17 protein-coding genes and 1 tRNA gene are annotated in these 19,074 nt (G+C 70.7%); 11 read left to right on the top strand and 7 right to left on the bottom strand.

What is annotated here, in order from left to right; translation table 11 throughout:
• Positions 1 to 144: 144 nt before the first annotated feature.
• Positions 145 to 630: an ATP-binding protein gene (locus ACFWU9_RS28635; protein WP_384323431.1), complete on the bottom strand. Its 486-nt coding sequence runs from the start codon at positions 628 to 630 to the stop codon at positions 145 to 147.
• A 192-nt stretch (positions 631 to 822) separates the two neighbouring features.
• On the opposite strand from ACFWU9_RS28635, the gene ACFWU9_RS28630 reads away from it, so the two are divergent.
• The 9 genes from ACFWU9_RS28630 (at position 823) to ACFWU9_RS28590 (ending at position 11,001) form a co-directional block, all read left to right on the top strand.
• Entirely contained in the window at positions 823 to 1,680 is an 858-nt protein-coding gene (locus ACFWU9_RS28630; protein WP_384323429.1) for a hypothetical protein, read from the top strand.
• Between the two features lie 107 nt (positions 1,681 to 1,787).
• Positions 1,788 to 2,648: a YcnI family protein gene (locus ACFWU9_RS28625; RefSeq protein ID WP_384323427.1), complete on the top strand. Its 861-nt coding sequence runs from the start codon at positions 1,788 to 1,790 to the stop codon at positions 2,646 to 2,648.
• 67 nt (positions 2,649 to 2,715) lie between these two features.
• Entirely contained in the window at positions 2,716 to 3,378 is a 663-nt protein-coding gene (locus tag ACFWU9_RS28620; protein WP_384323425.1) for an SCO family protein, read from the top strand.
• 65 nt (positions 3,379 to 3,443) lie between these two features.
• The gene (locus tag ACFWU9_RS28615) at positions 3,444 to 3,878 is read left to right on the top strand and encodes a copper chaperone PCu(A)C (RefSeq protein ID WP_384323439.1); all 435 of its coding nucleotides are present in this window, start codon (positions 3,444 to 3,446) and stop codon (positions 3,876 to 3,878) included.
• Between the two features lie 14 nt (positions 3,879 to 3,892).
• Positions 3,893 to 5,953, top strand: coding sequence for a copper resistance CopC/CopD family protein (locus tag ACFWU9_RS28610; protein ID WP_384323423.1), 2,061 nt, complete (start codon positions 3,893 to 3,895; stop codon positions 5,951 to 5,953).
• 4 nt (positions 5,954 to 5,957) lie between these two features.
• Complete coding sequence (gene efeB, locus ACFWU9_RS28605) at positions 5,958 to 7,280, top strand: iron uptake transporter deferrochelatase/peroxidase subunit (protein ID WP_384323421.1); 1,323 nt, start codon at positions 5,958 to 5,960, stop codon at positions 7,278 to 7,280.
• A gap of 91 nt (positions 7,281 to 7,371) precedes the next feature.
• The gene (gene pheA, locus ACFWU9_RS28600) at positions 7,372 to 8,307 is read left to right on the top strand and encodes a prephenate dehydratase (protein WP_384323419.1); all 936 of its coding nucleotides are present in this window, start codon (positions 7,372 to 7,374) and stop codon (positions 8,305 to 8,307) included.
• 559 nt (positions 8,308 to 8,866) lie between these two features.
• Positions 8,867 to 10,156, top strand: coding sequence for a serine--tRNA ligase (gene serS, locus ACFWU9_RS28595; protein WP_384323416.1), 1,290 nt, complete (start codon positions 8,867 to 8,869; stop codon positions 10,154 to 10,156).
• Entirely contained in the window at positions 10,153 to 11,001 is an 849-nt protein-coding gene (locus ACFWU9_RS28590) for an HAD-IIB family hydrolase (RefSeq protein ID WP_384323414.1), read from the top strand. Before serS ends, ACFWU9_RS28590 begins: the two co-directional genes overlap by 4 nt.
• 80 nt (positions 11,002 to 11,081) lie before the next feature.
• On the opposite strand, the gene ACFWU9_RS28585 is transcribed toward ACFWU9_RS28590, so the two are convergent.
• From ACFWU9_RS28585 to ACFWU9_RS28560, 6 genes are all read right to left on the bottom strand, one after another.
• Positions 11,082 to 11,188: transfer RNA gene (locus ACFWU9_RS28585), tRNA-OTHER, on the bottom strand.
• Between the two features lie 311 nt (positions 11,189 to 11,499).
• Positions 11,500 to 12,192, bottom strand: a complete 693-nt coding sequence (locus ACFWU9_RS28580) for a hypothetical protein (RefSeq protein ID WP_384323412.1) — start codon at positions 12,190 to 12,192, stop codon at positions 11,500 to 11,502.
• Between the two features lie 280 nt (positions 12,193 to 12,472).
• Entirely contained in the window at positions 12,473 to 13,195 is a 723-nt protein-coding gene (locus ACFWU9_RS28575) for an ABC transporter permease subunit (RefSeq protein WP_384323410.1), read from the bottom strand.
• Positions 13,196 to 13,224: 29 nt separating this feature from the next.
• Positions 13,225 to 14,136, bottom strand: a complete 912-nt coding sequence (locus tag ACFWU9_RS28570) for an ABC transporter ATP-binding protein (RefSeq protein ID WP_384323409.1) — start codon at positions 14,134 to 14,136, stop codon at positions 13,225 to 13,227.
• A complete protein-coding gene (locus ACFWU9_RS28565) occupies positions 14,133 to 15,014 on the bottom strand; it encodes an ABC transporter permease (protein ID WP_384323407.1) in 882 nt (293 codons plus the stop codon). The genes ACFWU9_RS28570 and ACFWU9_RS28565 overlap by 4 nt, the downstream gene beginning before the upstream one ends.
• The gene (locus ACFWU9_RS28560; RefSeq protein WP_384323405.1) at positions 15,004 to 16,089 is read right to left on the bottom strand and encodes an ABC transporter ATP-binding protein; all 1,086 of its coding nucleotides are present in this window, start codon (positions 16,087 to 16,089) and stop codon (positions 15,004 to 15,006) included. The genes ACFWU9_RS28565 and ACFWU9_RS28560 overlap by 11 nt, the downstream gene beginning before the upstream one ends.
• 222 nt (positions 16,090 to 16,311) lie before the next feature.
• On the opposite strand from ACFWU9_RS28560, the gene ACFWU9_RS28555 reads away from it, so the two are divergent.
• Together ACFWU9_RS28555 and ACFWU9_RS28550 are read left to right on the top strand one after the other, a co-directional pair.
• Positions 16,312 to 17,154 carry a M24 family metallopeptidase gene (locus ACFWU9_RS28555; RefSeq protein WP_384323403.1) on the top strand — a complete coding sequence of 281 codons (843 nt, stop codon included), beginning with the start codon at positions 16,312 to 16,314 and terminating at the stop codon, positions 17,152 to 17,154.
• Positions 17,154 to 19,067: an SDR family oxidoreductase gene (locus ACFWU9_RS28550; protein WP_384323401.1), complete on the top strand. Its 1,914-nt coding sequence runs from the start codon at positions 17,154 to 17,156 to the stop codon at positions 19,065 to 19,067. Before ACFWU9_RS28555 ends, ACFWU9_RS28550 begins: the two co-directional genes overlap by 1 nt.
• Positions 19,068 to 19,074 lie beyond the last annotated feature (7 nt).

The raw sequence follows: 19,074 nt of genomic DNA, 5'->3' as shown, positions 1-19,074 counted from the left end.
GTGGAGGGCCCCGGAAATGCGGGGCTGCGCGGGGGGCCCGGGCGCGGCACCGGGGGCGGCCGCCCGGGCCGCGGGGGGGGCGCGGCCGGGCCGACGCGTGTCGAGACCAGGGGTGCTCGAAGCCATGGCGCGCTTGAGACGGGGTCAGACCCCGGCGGCCGTACCGCCCAGGGCCACCAGCGGGGTCTCCTCGCGCCACTTCAGGATCTTGTCGAAGCTGATCACCGCGCCCCGGCCCGGCCTGTTCCGGAAGTGCACATGGTCGGCCAGCTGCTCGATCAGCGAGAGCCCGCGGCCGTTCTCGGCGGTGAAGGCGGCGCGGGCCGCCGTCCGGTGGACGGGTCGGCGGGCGGGGAAGCCGGGACCGCAGTCGGAGACTTCGATACGGCACTTCTCGCCGTCCAGATACGCGGTCACCCGGTAGGCCGCCGACGCCTGGGACGCTTCACCGGGCCGGTCGTCACCGCCGTGCTCGACGGCGTTCGCGCACGCCTCGGTCAGCGCGACGGACAGATCGAAGGAAATGTCGGGGTCGACGCCCGCGGTCTCCATCGTGCCGATCAGAAGGCGGCGTGCGAGCGGGACGCTCGCCGCTTCGCGCCGCAAATGGAGGGACCACCAGATGCTCATGCTCCAGCCTCCTGGCCACAGCTCGACATACCGATACGTATTGCCCCTGTAGGCGAGTCGTAAGCACATCGTCCACGTGAAAGAACTCATTCGGCGGACGCGCATAAGGTGTCTGCCGTTGTAGGGGACAGAAGCTGATCTTCCGGACCTGCCGTACGAAGCCGCCGGTCGCAGTGCGATGATGACCCCGCCATGCCGGATCGTGTCGCACACACCGGAGCCGGTCTGCGGCTCCTGAGGGCCGCGGTGTTCACCGCGGTCTGTGTCGTGCTGTCCGGGACCGGACATGTGATCGCGGCCTGTCAGGCCGTCCCCTGGTGGACGCTCGTCGTCGGTTTCGCCGGTGTGTTCGCCGTGGCCGCGCCGCTCGCCGGACGCGCCCGCTCGCTGCCCGCCATCGCGCTCGCCCTCACCGGTGGACAGCTCGCGCTGCACACCCTGTTCGGCATCAGCCAGCACCACCTCACGATGCGCGACGGCGCCGACGACGTACTGGTCCGTATGGCGGCGAAGCTGATCTGCGGCGCCGGCCCGGCCTCGCTCAGCGCCGGGGACGCGCGCCGCATCGTGACCGACGCGGGCATCGACCCCGCCACGGTCGGCGGCGGGCTCGTACAGGGCGGTCACCTGCACGGCGCGACCGCGGGAACGGCCGCGCACTCGGCGGCCGGTGGGAGCGGCGGCGGCGCCGCGCTGCTGCCCGAGCTGCCGACGCTGCCCATGTTCCTCGCGCACCTGCTGGCGGCCCTCGCGACCGGCTGGCTGATGCGCCGCGGCGATCTCGCGCTGGCCCGGCTCGCCACACTCTCCTCCCAGGGCCTCGGCGACGGCTTCGGCGAGGTCGTCGCCGACAACGCGCGGCTGCGGGCGCTGCGGGCCGCCCTCGGTCTCGTACGGGCGCTGAGCGCCGGACTGCCGCTCACGCCCGCCCCCGCGCCTCTCGCCCGGCCCGGCCCCCGGCCCGACGCACCGCCGTCGTCCACGGGCCGGACGCTCCAGCACTCGGTGATCAGACGCGGCCCGCCGGCCGTACTCGCTCTCGCGGCCTGACGCGACGACACCTCCCGTACGGAGTACGTGGGGCGGTGACGTCGCGATGCCGACGCGTATCCGCGCGCGGCCCACCGTCCCTCCCCCACCGTGGAGTGTCTCCTGTCATGAACGCCTCTCGTACGAACACGTCTCGTCACACCGTCTCGCGACCGTCCACCACCGGCCGTACCCGCATCGCGCGCCGCCTGGCGGTCGTCGGCGGCGTCGCCGCGTCCGCCGTCGTGCTCCTCGCCGGTCCCGCCCTCGCGCACGTCAGCGTGCAGCCGGTCGGCGAAGCCGCCAAGGGCGGTTACGCGACGGTCAACTTCAAGGTGCCGAACGAGCGCGACGACGCGTCGACGGTCAAGCTCGAAGTCAACTTCCCGACCGAGCACCCGCTCGCCTCGGTGGCACCGCAGGCCGTGCCCGGCTGGAAGATCGCCGTCACCAAGAGCAAGCTCGCCAAGCCGATCGAGATGCACGGCAAGCAGATCACCGAGGCCGTCTCGAAGGTCACCTGGACCGCGGCGTCCGGCGGCGGGGTCGCGCCGGGCTACTTCCAGCAGTTCCCGCTCTCCGTCGGCCAGTTGCCCGAGGACGCCGACCAGCTGGTCTTCAAGACCCTCCAGACGTACGACAACGACGAGGTCGTGCGGTGGATCGACGCGCCGACCGAGGGCGCCGAGCCCGAGAGCCCTGCTCCGGTGCTCACCCTCACCGCCGCCTCCGAGGACGGTCACGGCGCCGCGCCCGACGACAAGGCCGGTGCGGACACGGCGGGCGACGACGACAAGGCCGGAACCGACCAGGCGTCGACCGAGAGCAAGGGCGGGGACGGCGAGAGCGCCGCCTCCTCCGACAGCAGCGACGGCATGGCCCGTGGCCTCGGCATCGCCGGCATCGTCATCGGCGTCGCCGGTGTCGCCTACGGCGTCCTGGGCGGACGCCGCCGCACCCCGCCGTCCACCGGCACCCCCGCCAGCTGATCTGCGGGCGCGGGCCCGGTGGCGGGCCCGCGCCCGGAGCCGTACACCACCAACGGGAAATACCTCCATGCGCAAGAAGACCGTGCTCAGCGCCGCCGCACTGGCGGCGGCCGCGGCACTCACCCTGTCCGCCTGCGGAAGCGGCGGCGACGACGACGCGTCCAAGCCCGTGGCGGACGTGTCCGTCCAGCCGAAGACCAAGGCCGCGACCGTCCTCGACAAGCCCTTCGAGAAGCCGGACCTCGTCCTGAAGGACACCAAGGGCAAGACGTACGACTTCCGCGAGGAGACCAAGGGCAAACCGACGCTGATCTACTTCGGCTACACGCACTGCCCCGACGTCTGCCCGCTGACGATGAGCAACATCGCCATCGCCAGGAAGGCGCTCCCCAAGGCGGACCAGGACAAGCTCCAGGTCGTGTTCGTCACCACCGACCCCGAGCGGGACACCTCCGCCGAACTCGCCAAGTGGCTGCCGAGCGCGGGCGATCCGTCCTTCACCGGTCTCACCGGCGACTTCCCGACCATCCAGGCCGGCGCGCGCCAGCTCGGCATCGGGATCGACGCGGCCACGAAGGAGAAGGACGGCACCGTCGTCTCCATGCACGGGGCGCAGGTCATCGCCTTCTCACCGAAGACGGACGGCGGCTACGTCCTGTACGGCGAGGACACCACGGCCGACGACTACACGAAGGATCTGCCGAAACTCATCAAGGGCGAGACCCCGTGAGGGGGCGCGCCGGCCACCGTCCCGTACGCCCGGGGGCAAGTCGTCCCACGGTCGCCGCCGCGGCGGTGCTGGTGTCGGTCGCCTCGCTGGCGTCGCTCGCCGGGTGCTCGTCGGCGGACGCCTCCGAGGACGAGCCTCAGTTGAAGGTCACCGGCGCCTTCATGCCCCAGCCCGTCAGCGACATGGCGTCCGGCTTCCTGACCGTCACCAACAGCGGTGGCGCGGCGGACAAGCTCACCTCCGTCACCAGCGACCTCACGGACGACATCACGATCCATGAGACCAAGGACCAGAAGATGCGGCAGGTGGAGTCGTTCGACATCCCTGCCGGCGGCGAACTGAATCTGTCCCGCGGCGGAAACCATCTGATGTTCATGGGCCTGCGGAAGAAGCCGGCACAGGGGCAGCGGATCGCCGTGGAACTGCACTTCGAGAAGACCGACCCGATCAAGGTCGACCTTCCCGTCAAGGAGACCACCTACAACCCCACGCGGCACTGAGGGACTGACTCACCATGACGGCCACCGCTCCGCGCTTCGGCGCTTCCCGTTCCGGAAACCGGCTCATACGGCTGCTGCTCGTCGCCGCCGTACTGACCGTCGGTCTCCTCGGCGCGCTCTCCGGTACGGCGTCGGCGCACGCGGCGCTGACGGGCAGCGATCCGAAGGACGGGGCGGTGGTCGACGTCGCCCCCAAGGACGTCACACTCACCTTCTCCGAACAGATCGCCATGGGCGACGACTCGATCCGGGTCCTCGATCCGACCAGCAAGCGCGTCGACGTCGCGAAGATGCGCGACCTGAGCGGGGGCGGCATCGTCCGCTACGCCGTGGACCTCAAGCCCGGTCTGCCGGACGGCACGTACACCGTCGCCTGGCAGGCGGTCTCCGCCGACAGCCATCCGGTGTCGGGCGCGTTCACCTTCTCCGTAGGAGCACCGTCGAAGACGACGGCCAGCGTGCCCGACCAGGAGGCCGGGGGCGGCGTGGTCGGGCTGCTGTACGACACGGTGCGCTACATCTCGTACGCCGGGTTCGTGCTGCTCGTGGGCGGTACGGCGTTCATTCTCGCCTGCTGGCAACGCGGCTCGTCCGTACGGCCGTTGCAGCGCCTCGTCGTCGGCGGATGGGTCACGCTGACGGCCGCGACACTCGTCCTCCTCCTACTGAGGACGCCGTACACCGGGTCCGGCAAGCTCGCCGACGCGTTCGACCTCGGCGGGCTGACGGACGTGCTGGACACCAAGACGGGCGCCGCGCTCGTCTCGCGGCTGCTGCTGCTCGGTGCGGCGGCGCTCTTCATCGCGGTGCTGTTCGGGGCGTACGCGAAGCGCGTCACGGAGACGGAAGAGGAAGCCGAAGCGGAGGCCGGGTCGGGGTCCGGGTCGGGGGCGGAAACCGGGTCTGGGGCGGCGGCGGGGGCGGGCTCCGACGCCGGGAAGGCGAAGGCGGATCTCACCTTCGGGCTGGGGCTGGGCGGCACGGTCGTCGCCGCCGGCATCGCCGGGACCTGGGCACTGTCCGAGCACGCGTCGACCGGGATCCAGACCGGTCTCGCCATGCCGCTCGACGTACTGCATCTGCTGGCCGTGGCCACCTGGCTCGGCGGCCTCGTATCACTGCTCGTCGCCCTCTACCGGACGCCGGACATCGAACGCGCGGCGGTGCGGCGCTTCTCGCGGATCGCCTTCGGCAGCGTCGTCGTCCTGGCCGTGACCGGGCTCTACGCGGCGTGGCGGCAGGTCGGCTCGTGGTCGGCACTGACCGGCACGTCGTACGGGCAGCTCCTGCTGGCCAAGGTCGCGCTGATCGCCGTCCTGCTCTGTGTCGCCTGGTTCTCGCGGCGCTGGACGGGGGCGCTCGGTGAGCGGGCGAAGACCGAGGTGGAGAAGGAAGGGGAATCGGCGGCAGAGTCTGAGGCAGAGGCGGAATCCGGGGCGGAAGCGGAAGCCGAAACGGAGGCCGGTGACAACGCCGCCGGTGACGGGCCCGATCCGGAGCGCGCCGCTCAACTCGCCCGGCAGCGAACCGCGTTGGCCACGGCCCGTAAGAGGCGCGACCGCGACGCCGACCCCGAGCGGTCCGGGCTGCGCCGCTCCGTACTGACCGAGGCGTGCGTCGCCCTTGTCGTACTGGCCGTCACGACCGCGCTGACCGGCACCGAGCCCGGCCGTACGGAGGAGAAGGAGGTCGGCCGCGCGGGCACCGAGGCCTCGGCCCCCGCCGCGCCCACCGGCCCCGTCAGCCTCACCGCGCCGTTCGACACCGGCGGCGTGAAGGGCAAGGGCACTCTGCGGCTCACCCTGGACCCGGCGAGCCCCGGCTCCAACCTCATGCACGTCTGGCTCGACGGGCCGGACGGCAAGCCGATGGACGTGCCCGAGGTGAAGGTCGCCTACACCCTCAAGTCCGAGCGGATCGGCCCGCTCCCCGTCGTGCCCGAGCGTCTGGCGCCGGGACACTGGAGCTCGAGCAACGTACAGATCCCGATGCCCGGCGACTGGTCCCTCCAGGTGACCGTGCGGACCTCGGACATCGACCAGACCACCGTCGAGAAGAACGTGAAGATCGGTTGACCCCGTGAGCGACACCCGTACCACCCGCGACACCGACGCGAACGGCGCCGGAGCCGATCCCACCCGCGCGGACGGCACCGGCGCCGGCGGCGCCCGCGCGATCTCACGGCGGCGGCTGATCGGTACGGCCGGTGCGGCCGGCGCCGCGGGCCTCGTCGCCGGCGCGGCCGGCGGAGGCGCCACGTACGCCGCCACCCGCCCCGACGAGCCGGCCGCGCTCGCCACCGTCGGCTCGGCCGCCGTCGCCTTCCACGGCGCCCACCAGGCCGGTATCACCAGCCCCATGCAGGCCCGGGGCCATCTGGTCGCCCTCGACCTCGCCCCGGGCGCCGGGCGCAAGGAGGCCGCGGCGCTGCTGCGGCGCTGGTCGGAGACCGCGCGCGGGCTCATGGCGGGCGAGCCGGCCGGGGAGCGCGACACGGGGGTCGCGCTGGACGCGGGGCCCTGCGCGCTGACGGTCACCTTCGGTTTCGGCCGGAGCTTCTTCGACCGTACGAAGCTGGCCGACCGGCGCCCCTCGGCGCTCGACCCGCTGCCGGCGTTCTCCTCGGACCATCTCGACGCGCGCCGCAGCGACGGCGACCTGTGGGTTCAGATCGGCTCGGACGACGCGCTCGTCGCCTTCCACGCGCTGCGCGCCCTTCTCAAGGAGGCGGGCGACGCGGCGCACGTGCGGTGGCAGATGAACGGCTTCAACCGTTCGCCCGGAGCCACCGCCCGTCCGATGACCGCCCGCAATCTGATGGGCCAGGTCGACGGCACCAACAACCCCAGGCCGGCCGACCCCGACTTCGACCGGCGGATCTTCGTCCCCGCGAAGCCGCCGGCCGGGACACCCGACTGGATGGCGGGCGGCTCCTACGCCGTCGTACGCCGGATCCGGATGCTCCTCGACGACTGGGAGGCCCTGCCGGTCGAGCGGCAGGAGCTCGTCATCGGTCGCCGCAAGTCCGACGGCGCGCCGCTCACGGGTGGTTCGGAGACGACGGCGCTCGACCTCGACAAGACCGGCCCGGACGGCACGTTGGTCATCCCGGACAACGCGCACGCCCGGATCTCGGCGCCGGAACAGAACGGCGGGGCCGCGATGCTGCGGCGCCCGTTCTCCTTCCACGACGGGATCGCGGCGGACGGCACACCCGACGCGGGCCTGCTGTTCATCTGCTGGCAGGCCGATCCGCTGAGGGGCTTCGTGCCGGTGCAGCGCAAGCTCGACAGGGGCGACGCGCTGTCGGCCTTCGTACGGCACGAGGCGAGCGGGCTGTACGCGGTGCCGGCCGGAGCGCGCGAGGGCGAGTACGTGGGGCAGCGGCTGCTGGAGTCCTGAGGCGGGACCGGGGCCGGGGCCGGTCGCCCGGGCTCGGGCGACCGGGCCGAGGCGGGCCCGCGCCGTCCGCCGGTCGGACTAAAGTGACCACATGTCGGCCACCCGCTATACGTACCTCGGCCCCGAGGGCACCTTCACCGAAGCCGCCCTCCGCACCCTGCCGGAATCCGCCACCCGGGAACTTATCCCGATGGTCTCGGTGCCCGCGGCCCTCGACGCCGTACGGCACGGGGAGGCCGCGGCGGCCCTCGTGCCGATCGAGAACTCCGTGGAGGGCGGCGTCACCGCGACCCTCGACGAACTCGCCTCGGGCGAGCCGCTGATGATCTACCGCGAGGTGGTGCTGCCGATCGCCTTCGCGCTTCTCGTCAGGCCGGGCACCTCGCTGTCGGACATCAAGACGGTGACCGGTCACCCGGTGGCGCAACCGCAGGTGCGCAACTGGCTGCGGGCCAATCTGCCGAACGCGCTGTGGGAGTCGGCCGCCTCGAACGCGGACGGCGCGCGGCTGGTCCAGGAGGGCCGGTTCGACGGGGCCTTCGCGGGTGAGTTCGCGGCGGCGACGTACGGGCTCCAAGCGCTGGTCACCGAGATCCACGACGCGGAGAACGCGGAGACGCGCTTCGTCCTGGTGGGCAGGCCCGCGCGGCCGTCGGCGCCGACCGGCGCGGACAAGACGTCGGTCGTGGTCTGGCTCGGGGAGGACCATCCGGGCGCGCTGCTGGAACTGCTCCAGGAGTTCGCCGTACGCGGGGTGAACCTGATGCTCATCCAGTCGCGGCCGACGGGCGCGGGCATCGGTAACTACTGCTTCGCCGTCGACGCCGAGGGTCATATCGCGGACCGCCGGGTGGGCGAGGCGCTGATGGGGCTGAAGCGGATCAGCCCGAAGGTGCGCTTCCTCGGGTCGTACCCGAGGGCAGGCGTGGCTCCGGAAGATGTGCGCCGACTGCGCGCGGGGACGTCGGACGCGGAGTTCATCGACGCCGCCGACTGGCTGGCGCGGAGCCAGGACGGCCGGATCTGAGCCGCCCGGGGCGGTGGGGACGGCGGTCGGCGGCCGTTGTCCCCAAAGTTATCCACAGGCAGACCGTGCACCCTGGGGACAAGTCGACAGCGTCGAGCGACCCGGTCGACAAATCTCCTCAGCGACCCTGCTTCCATCCACAGGACACACGGGTGACCCCTGTCACCCCAATTCCCTTGCTCAACTCGTTAGAGGGACCAAGTCCCACCCGAATGAGCGCGTGAGGCGGGTTTAGGAGAAGAATCCCCTCGGCCCCCCTGCGGCTTTCACCGTGAAATCGCTCGCGATCCACAGATCCCCCACACAACCTGTGGATAACTTTCCGGGCAGTCGCCTCTCTGTGGACAACGTCGCCCCAAGTGCCGTGCGCCACAAGGGAAATGAGTCAACAGCGAAGAGCCGCCGCCCCTTTCCGGGGAATTGGAAACCCATTATTGACGTAAGCGACCCCTCCTTTTCACCCTTCCCTCACCGTCCCCAATTACGGCAATTCGGACAAAGTGCTACGCGCTGAAATATGGGGTGGGGTGGCGGAACCGCGCACCGGTAGCCTGGTGGGGTGATTGACCTTCGCCTGCTCCGAGACGACCCCGACCGTGTCCGCGCCTCGCAGCGCGCCCGTGGAGAGGACGTCGGCGTCGTCGACGCCCTGCTCTCCGCCGACGAGCGGCGCAGGGCTTCCGGCGTCCGCTTCGACGAGCTGCGCTCCGAGCAGAAGTCGCTCGGCAAACTCGTCTCCAAGGCCAGTGGCGACGAGAAGGCCGAGCTGCTCGCCCGTACGCGCGAGCTGTCGGCGGCCGTGAAGGCGGCCGACGCGGTGCAGCACGAGGCCGACGAGGAGGCCAGGCGGCTGCTCCTCCAGCTGGGCAACATCGTGCACCCCGACGTGCCGGTGGGCGGCGAGGAGGACTTCGTCGTCCTGGAGACCGTCGGCGTCCCGCGCGACTTCGCCGCCGAGGGCTTCGAGCCCAAGGACCATCTGGAGCTGGGCGAGGCGCTCGGCGCCATCGACATGGAGCGCGGCGCGAAGGTCTCCGGCTCGCGCTTCTACTACTTGACGGGCGTGGGCGCCCTGCTCGAACTCGCCCTGGTGAACGCGGCGATCGCGCAGGCCACCGAGGCCGGCTTCATCCCGATGATGACCCCCGCGCTGGTGCGCCCGCGCGCGATGGAGGGCACGGGCTTCCTCGGCCAGGCCGCCGAGAACGTGTACCACCTGGAGAAGGACGACTTCTACCTGGTCGGCACGTCGGAGGTGCCGCTCGCCGCGTACCACATGGACGAGATCATCGACGCCGACAAACTGCCCCTGCGGTACGCGGGCTTCTCGCCCTGCTTCCGCCGCGAGGCGGGAACGTACGGCAAGGACACCCGGGGCATCTTCCGGGTGCACCAGTTCGACAAGGTCGAGATGTTCTCGTACGTCGACCCTGAGGACGCCGAGTCCGAGCACGCGCGGCTGCTGGAGTGGGAGAAGCAGTGGCTCAGCGGCCTCGGGCTGCCCTTCCAGGTGATCGACGTGGCGACGGGCGACCTCGGTGCGTCGGCGTCGCGCAAGTTCGACTGCGAGGCGTGGATCCCGACGCAGGGCAAGTACCGCGAGCTGACGTCGGCCTCCAACTGCGACGGTTTCCAGGCCCGCCGGCTCTCCGTACGGATGCGGGCGTCGCAGGACGGCAAGCAGCAGGTGAAGCCGCTCGCGACGCTGAACGGCACGCTCTGCGCGGTGACGCGCACGATCGTGGCGCTGCTGGAGAACCACCAGCAGGCGGACGGTTCGGTGTGGGTGCCGGAGGTGCTGCGCCCGTATCTGGGCGGGCGCGAGACGCTGGAGCCGATCGCCAAGTGAGCTCCGCCTCCGCCCCTTCCCCGGCTGCCGCCGCGCCCTCCGCCTTCCCGTACCGGCTCGTCGCGACCGACCTCGACGGCACGCTGCTGCGCGAGGACCACGAGGTCTCCGCGCGTACGCGTGAGGCGCTCGCCGCCGCCACGGAGGCGGGCGCCGCGCACATCATCGTCACGGGGCGGGCCGTGCCGTGGACGCGGAGCATCCTCGACGACCTCGGGTACGAGGGATTGGCGGTCTGTGGCCAGGGCGCGCAGGTTTACCACGCCGGCGAGCACAGACTGCTGACGTCGGTGACCCTGGACCGCCAGGTGGCCGTCCTTGCGCTGTCGAAGATCGAGGCGGAGGTCGGCCCGCTGGCGCTGGCGGCGAGCCGGGACGGTCTCGACGGTGACGTACTGATCGGGCCGGGCTACCGGGTGCACGACGGTCCGCTGCCCGCGCTCTTCATCGACGATCCCGCCGAGATGTGGACCGCGCCGATCAACAAGGTCTACATCCAGCATCCGCGGCTGAGCGACGACGAGTTGGCGAGGATCGCGCAGGAGACGGTGGGCGGCATGGTCGCCGTGGTGATGGCGGGGCCGGGGGTCGTGGAGATACTGCCGCTGGGTCTGAGCAAGGCGACGGGGCTCTCGCTGGCGGCGCGCCGGCTGGGTGTGACGGCGGCCGACACGATCGCGTTCGGCGACATGCCCAACGACATCCCGATGTTCGGGTGGGCGCGGCACGGGGTGGCGATGGCCAACGCGCACGAGTCGCTGAAGGCCGTGGCGGACGAGGTGACGGCGTCGAACGACGACGACGGCATCGCGGTGGTGCTGGAGAAGCTGCTTCAGCGGGGCTGAACGACGGTTCGGCCGCTGGTCTTCGGCTTCTGGTCTTGGGTGCTTCGGTGCTTCTGGTCTTGAGTGCTTCGGTGCTTCGGTGGAGGATGCGCGGATCGAACGCGCGCGCGGGCTGTGACGCCCGACCACGGTGCGCACCTGATCAGGCGCGGTGCGAGCCGTTGCCTTACCACTCGGCCAATCCTCCGGGGAGGGGGCGGTCCGCGCGAACGCGCGCTCGAAGCGACCGCCCCCTTGGGCGGGTCACCGTCGGCTGCACGGAGCGGAAGTGGTTACTCCGGTGCCGGGTCGGGACTGCCCTGTCGGGAACTCGACGGACTCGTGCTACTGGTCATCGCCGCGCTCCTCTCCCGGTCCTGTGGTACCTGCCACCACCACTGTGCACCGGGGCGGGAGTCAGGCGCCACCGAGTTATTGGTCGGTGGCGCCGGAGGTCCGGTCGGGGCCCGCGCCCGCCCGTGAAAGCGCCACGGACGGACGCGGACCCGCGGGAGTGCGTCAGCGGCGCTTACGGCCCCGGCGCAGATCCCTCAGCTGATGGACGACGTCGTCCACCCTGGCATCCACGCGGTTGATGTCCTCGGACATCTGGCAGAGCCGGTTGCTGATCGCCGCGACGACCTGGTTGGTGGCGTCGAGCCGCCGGTCCAGGCTGTCGAGGCGGTACGACATCCGGTTCAGCACCGGCCCCAGCTCCTGGAGCGCGACGCCGACCCCACCGAGGCAGGTCTCCACGTCGGTGACGCGCCGGTCGAGCGACGCGTACCCCTCACGCCAGCCTTCCTCGGCGTCGAGGAGGTGGGTGCGCACGCGCCGGGCGATGTCGCTGTCACGCAGAAGCATCGCGATGTTGAGGACGGCCCGGCGGGTGTAGAGGGTGAGACCGGAGCGGCGCTGTGGATAACTTCCGTCGCTCCCGGATGATAGTGACATGTTGTCACTCTGATATTCGCGCAGGTCAGAGCCTCGCAGCACCTGCATCCCATTCTCGGCCAGCTCCGCGCGATGGCGCGCCGTCAACTGCCTGATGACGCCTGTGGATACTTCGAAGTACCGCGCGACCCCGTCCGTCGTGTTGTGCGTACCGTCCGGGAGCATGACCAGGGCCTTGACCTTGTCGAGCGCTTCGACGCGCCCCACATGCTCGACGCGCATGGCGCGCGACTCGAGCAGGGCGACTTCCGATGGCATGAGTCTGCCTTCCGTTCGTGAACCGATGATGGGCGGCCCTCACCCCGGGCTTCAGGGGCGGAGGTCGGCTCACGGTGGCTACTCACTCAATGACCGGTGCGGCTTTCGATCCTGCTCCGGCAATCCCCAGTTTCACGAACGCTCGACGTCACGGACTCCAGTTGCCTCCACGCAGAAGGAACAACGAGCCGATAAACGTACAGTTACGCGGCAACCCCCACCCGAAGGGAGGGGGTCGCGGCGTCGCGCACACGCACGTACGGCGGTGGGAAGGCTTCGCTCACTCCTCGCCGGCGAGCGTCAGCGTGCGCAGCTTGCGCCCCGCGTACCAGGTCGCGACGGCCGTCACGCCGACGAGCAGGACGATGGCCACGGGCAGTCCGACGTCCGAGGCGATCATGCCCTCCTCCGCGCTGGTCTTCTCGGCGACCGCCAGGGACCACTGCTGGACGCTGAGGGTGCGCGCGCCCGCGACCAGGCTGCCGAAGAGCGTCTCCCAGACCAGCGCGTAGACGAGGCCGATGACGACCGCGTGTCGGCTGACCGTGCCGAGCAGCAGGAAGAGCGCGCTGTAGGCGATGGAGGCGACCAGCGCGGCGATGGTGTAGGACACCGCGATCTGCTGCCCGTTGCCGTTGAGGATGAATCCCGCGATGAAGGTGGGGACCGCCGAGAACACCATGGTCACGGAGATCGCGACGATCAGTTTGGTGAAGATGATCGACGGCCGGGTGACCGGCTTCGCCAGCAGGTAGACGATCGATCCGTCGTCGATCTCGGGGCCGATGGCGCCCGTTCCGGCGATCACACCGATCAGCGGGATCATCGTGGCGAGGGCGAAGCCGCCCAGGACGTCCGAGGCGATCTGGTCGTCGACGCCGTTGAAGGCCCGTACCGCCACGGCGATGAGGATCAGCAGGGCCGGCAGGATGAGGAGGACGGCGGCCCGGCGCCTGCCGAGCAGGGCCCGGTAGGTGAGCCGGGCGACTGTGGGGTGGTACATGGAACGTCACAGCTCCTTGTCAAGGCCGCTCAGGCCGCTACGAGGTACGAGAAGACCGATTCGAGGGACTCGTCGGACGGTGAGACCGTGAGCAGCCGGATGGAGTGCTCACGGGCGACCCTCGGCAGCAGCTCGGTGAAGCGCCCGAAGTCGACGGCCTGGATCCGCAGCGCGCCCTCGGTGAGGTCGACCTCGATACCGGCCGTCGACGGGTCGGCGATCAGCGCGGCGGCGAGGACGCGGTCGTCGCTGGAGCGTACGAGGTAGCGGTGCGGACGGTCCGTCATCAGCCGGCGGATCTTGCGGAAGTCGCCGGAGGCGGCGTGCCGGCCGGCGACGATCACCTCGATGTGCGAGGCCAGTTGCTCGACCTCCTCAAGGATGTGCGAGGAGAACAGGACGGTGCGGCCGGAGTCGCCCATCCGCCGCAGCAGCTCCATGAGTTGCATGCGCTGGCGCGGGTCCATGCCGTTGAAGGGCTCGTCGAGGAGCAGCACGGACGGTTCATGGACGAGGGCGGACGCCATCTTCACGCGCTGCCGCATGCCCTTGCTGTACGTCGCGATCTTGCGGTCCTGCGCGTACTCCATCTCCACGGTGGCGAGCGCCTTCTGGGCCGCCTTCTTACCGAGGCCGTGGAGTTCGGCGTTGGCGACGACGAAGTCGAGTCCGGTGAGGAAGTCGTACATCCCCTCGCGTTCGGGGACGATGCCGACCTGGCGGTAGATCGACTCGTTGCGCCAGATCGTGTCGCCGTCGAGGGTCACGCTTCCGTTGGAGGGCGCCAGGAAGCCGCCCATCATGTTGATGAGCGTGGACTTGCCCGCGCCGTTCGGTCCGAGCAGTCCGGTGACGCCCGGGCCGACGGTCATCGTCACGTCGTTGACGGCGACCACGTTGCCGAACCAGCGCGACGCGTGCTCGATGTTGAGGGTGGTCACAGCCCGACCTTCCGGTAACGGCGCATGAGGACGGCGTACGAGCCGAGGATGAGCGCGAGAACGACCAGCAGATAGACGGCTCCGACACCGGTCGAGGGACCGGCCGAGCCGGGGAACGACGTGGAGGCGCCGAGGAACGCGGTCTGCACGCCGTCGATGAGCGTGATGGGTGAGAAGAGGCCGAGCCACTGGACGGCGCCGGACGAGCCGGTCTCGAAGGCGATCGCCTGGACGGTGGAGACGGCGCCGTAGGTGATGGTCAGGGTGGCGATCACGGCGGCGACACCGAAGCCGCGGCGCGGGGTGAGGGCGGCCATCACGAGGCCGAGGCCGCCGAAGAGCAGCGAGAGAAGCGCCACGGAGACGAGCCCCTGTCCGAAGCCCTTCGTCTGGTCGACGAAGTCCATCTTGGCGAGCAGTGAGCCGATGTAGAGCACCAGGAGGGGCGCGGCGGTCAGGACGAAGAGGGCGGAGGCCATGGCGCCGTACTTGGCGATGACGTAGTCGAACCGCTCGATGGGGCGCGAGAAGTACAGCGGCACCGTCTTGAAGCGCAGGTCGCGCGAGACGGACTGCGGTGCCTGGGCGGCGAGGAAAAGCGCGATGAGGGCCTGGGTGAAGATCGCGTACCGCGTGTACTCGACCGGCAGGTCGTTCGCCTTGGTGGCGACGGCCACGGCGACCATGATGGCCGCGGGCACGCACATCACGGCGAACAGGATCATCGGCAGGATCTTGGACTTGCCGGACCGGCCGAGGCCGTAGGAGCCGCGCAGGGACTGCGAGTAGAGGGAGCGGCGGGCGTAGGCGCGGCCGAGCCGCGGGCCGTCGTAGTTGCGGTAGCCGATGTTGTGGATCTGGGTGAGGTCAGCGCTCATCGTTGCCGCCTCCCTTCTGAAGTGCGAATTCCGCGGTGCCCGGCTGCGCCGGTACGGCCCGGCCGTCGCCGGAGCCCGGCCGGGTGTGCCGCGAGGCCTCCTGCGCGGCGTCCTTCGCGCGGAAGACCTCCGCGATGTGGTGGCGGCGCTGTTCCATCCGTACGAGGCCGAGGCCGAGTTCGGCGACGGTGTCGCGGACGACGTCGTACGTCTCCTCGCCCGTCGCCTCGATGAGCAGGATGTGGCCGGCGCCGGGCAGCCCGTCCTCCTCGCCCACCTGGAGCGAGAGCCCGGCCGCGGTGAGGGCCTCGCGCAGGGCGCGGGTGCCGTCCGGGTGCGTGTCGGTGTCGGTGACCTCGACGGCGAGCGTGGCCGTGTTCTGCGTGAAGTCGCTCGTGGAGCTGGAGCGCAGCAGCTTGCCGCCGTCGATGACGACGACGTGGTCACAGGTGCGTTCGAGCTCACCGAGGAGGTGCGAGGTCACGAGGACGGAGATGCCGAACTCCGTGTACACGCGGCGGATCAGGTTGAGCATCTCGTCGCGGCCGACGGGGTCGAGGCCGTTCGTCGGCTCGTCGAGGAGGACGAGTTTGGGGTCGTGGACGAGGGCCTGCGCGAGCTTGACGCGCTGCTTCATACCGGTCGAGTAGCCGCCGATGGGGCGGTACCGCTCCTCGTACAGGCCGACGTGGCGCAGCGTGTCCGCGGTGCGTTCGCGGGCGGCGGTCGGAGGGAGGCCGGACATGCGCGCCATGTGGACGACGAACTCGGTCGCCGAGACATCGGGCGGCAGGCAGTCGTGCTCGGGCATGTAACCGACGCTCTCGCGGATGGCGGCGCCGTCGGTGGCCACGTCGAACCCGAGCACGGCGGCCCGGCCCTCGGTGGCGGGGGACAGACCCAGCAGGATCTTGATCATGGTGGACTTGCCGGCTCCGTTGGCACCCACCAGACCGGTCACGCCCGGTCCGATGTCCAAGGAGAGCCGGTCAAGCGCAGTTACCCGGGGGAACCGCTTACTCAGGCCTTCAGTGGCGATCACAGTCACGTTGACGACGGTAGTGGCGCGCACCACAGGGGACGTCAGCCCTGGCGGTTGTCTCGGGGTCCCCCTTGAGGCGTACGGACCCGTAAGGGCAGCATAAAAAGTTAAGCCGAAGGTTCCGGGTCGATGGAGTTGTCCACAGGCTTGAGGGGCCACTTGACGCAGCCACCGAACATTGTCACATTCATCAGTGTCACGTTACGGACACGTACGGCGATCGCCGCGTGTCCGCGATCAGCGCGGAGGGGTGGCATGGCTTCAGTGGTGACGGCCGAACGGGCCACGGAGCTGCGGGGATTCAGGTCCGTGCAGCGGCTGGCGTACGAGTGTGCCGAAGCGGTCGCCGCGCGTCTGCGGCCGGGTGTCACGGAGCGCGAGGCCGCCCGGATGCAGCGCGAGTGGCTGCGGGCGCGCGGGGTGCGCGACTGGTTCCATCTGCCGTTCGCCTGGTTCGGGGACCGCACGGCCTTCCGGGGCTTCCGGATCCCGCTCCAGTTCTTCCCCACCAACCGCAGGCTGGCGGAGGGCATGCCGTTCATCCTCGACATGGCGCCGGTCCACCGGGGTTTCACCGCCGACGTCGGCTACTCGGGCTGTCTGGGGCCCAACCCGCTGCACGACAAGCTGCTCGCCGATCTCCGGGAGCACCGCGAGCTGCTGCTGCGCGAGGTGCGCGAGCGGCGTTCGCTGCGGGAGATCTACGAGGACGTGGACCGGCTGATGGTCCGGCAGGGATACGAGAACAGACACCGGGCCTACCCCTTCGGTGTGATCGCCCACAAGATCGACCGTGTGCGGGACAGGCGCTGGTCACCGCGGGTTCTCGGGTTCGGTACGCAGGCGCTCAAGGGTCTGGCGAGCGACGCGCTGCACGGGCACCGGGAGGGCTGGTCGCCGCTGTGGAGCCCGTACGGATTCTCCGACCACCCGCCGAGATCGGGTCTGTGGGCGGTCGAGCCGCACCTCGGATTCCGGGGTACGGGCGCCAAGTTCGAGGAGATCCTGGTGGTCACCGACTCCAGGGACCCGGCCGAGAGCGCGTTCTGGCTGGATGACGATCTGCCGCATGTGCGGCGTTGGGCGGAGGGTGCGTGATGTCGTTTCAGTCTGTTCCGTCGCCGTCGGGCCGGCCGGTGGGGACGCGTGAGCGCCGGGTGCGCACGGGTGGGGTCGATCTGTGCGTGGCCGAGCTGGGTGACCCGGCGCGGCCTACGGTGCTGCTGGTGCACGGATATCCGGACAGCAAGGAGGTCTGGTCCCGGGTCGCGGGGCGGCTCGCCGAGCGGTTCCATGTGGTGCTGTACGACGTCCGGGGGCACGGCGGGTCGACGGCGCCGCAGCCGCTGCGGGGCGGCTTCACCCTGGAGAAGCTGACGGACGACTTCCTGGCGGTCGCCGACGCGGTGAGCCCGCACCGGCCGGTCCATCTGGTCGGGCACGACTGGGGGTCCGTGCAGGGCTGGGAGTTCGTGACCGTACGGCGCACAGCGGGCCGTATCGCCTCCTTCACCTCGATGTCCGGGCCGTCGCTGGACCACATGGGGCACTGGATCAAGCGGCGGACGACCCGGCCCACGCCGCGTGCGCTGGGCCAGGTGCTCGGCCAGGGCGCCAAGTCCTGGTACGTCTATCTGCTGCATACGCCGGTCCTGCCCGAACTCGCGTGGCGCGGGCCGCTGGGGAGGCGGTGGCCGAGGCTCCTGGAGCGGTTCGAGAAGGTGCCCTCGCCCCGGAGTTCGCCGGCGTCGGACAGCGCGGCCGTCCCGGGGAGCCCCGGGGAGACGGACGCGTATCCGACGGCCTCGTTGCCGGACGACGCGGCGAACGGCGCCTGGCTCTACCGGGACAACATCCACGCCCGGCTGCGCAGACCGCGTACCGACGCGCATGCCCACGCGCCCGTCCAGCTGATCACCCCGACCGGGGACGCCTTCCTCTCGGAGCGGCTCTACGACGATCTGGAGCGGTGGGTGCCGCAGCTGGTGCGCCGTACGCTCCCGGCCAAGCACTGGGTGCCGCGTACGCGACCCGAGCAACTGGCCTCCTGGATCAGCGACTTCGTCACCGCCCATGAGCCCGAGCCGGAGCACGAGGCGAGCGATGTCGTGCTCGGGCCGGTCGGCAAGGCCCGCCGGGAGAGCCGGGCCCGCAGGGCACGGGACCTGGTGGCGAGCGGACCCTACGGGGAGCGGTTCGGTGGGCAGCTCGTCCTGGTGACCGGAGCGGCGAGCGGCATCGGGCGGGCCACCGCGTTCGCGTTCGCCGAGTCGGGCGCCCGGGTGGTCGCGGTCGACCGTGACGCCGAAGGGGTCGCCAGGACCGCCGAGATGGCACGGCTGATCGGCGCCCCGAAGACATGGGCGGAGACCGTCGACGTCGGCGACGAGGAGGCGATGGAGAAGCTGGCCGAGAAGGTCGCTGCCGAGTACGGCACGGTGGACGTCCTGGTGAACAACGCGGGGATCGGGCTCTCGGGGCCGTTCCTGGAGACCACGAGCGAGGACTGGAAGAAGGTCCTGGACGTCAATCTCTGGGGGGTCATACACGGCTGCCGGATATTCGGCCGGCAGATGGTGGCGCGCGGCGAGGGCGGGCACATCGTCAACACCGCGTCGGCGGCGGCCTATCAGCCGTCGCGCGCCCTGCCCGCGTACAGCACCACCAAGGCGGCGGTGCTGATGCTCAGCGAGTGCCTGCGCGCGGAGCTCGCCGAACAGGACATCGGCGTCAGCGTGATCTGTCCCGGCTTCGTGAACACCGGCATCACTGCCACCGCGCGGTTCACGGGAGTCACGGCGGAGGAGGAGAAACGACGGAGGAAACGGACGGCCCGGCTGTACGGGCTGCGCAACTACCCGCCGGAGAAGGTCGCCGACGCGATCCTGCGGGCGGTGGTCCGCGACGAGGCCGTCGTACCGGTCACGCCCGAGGCCAGGGGGTTGCGGCTGCTGTCCCGCTTCGCGCCCAGGACGCGGCGCGGGATCGCCCGACTGGAGCCGCCGCTGTGAACCGGGA

Origin of the sequence: Streptomyces sp. NPDC058653 (assembly GCF_042716895.1) — a bacterium.
GTDB lineage: Bacteria > Actinomycetota > Actinomycetes > Streptomycetales > Streptomycetaceae > Streptomyces.
This window is presented reverse-complemented; position numbering and strand designations above follow the sequence as displayed.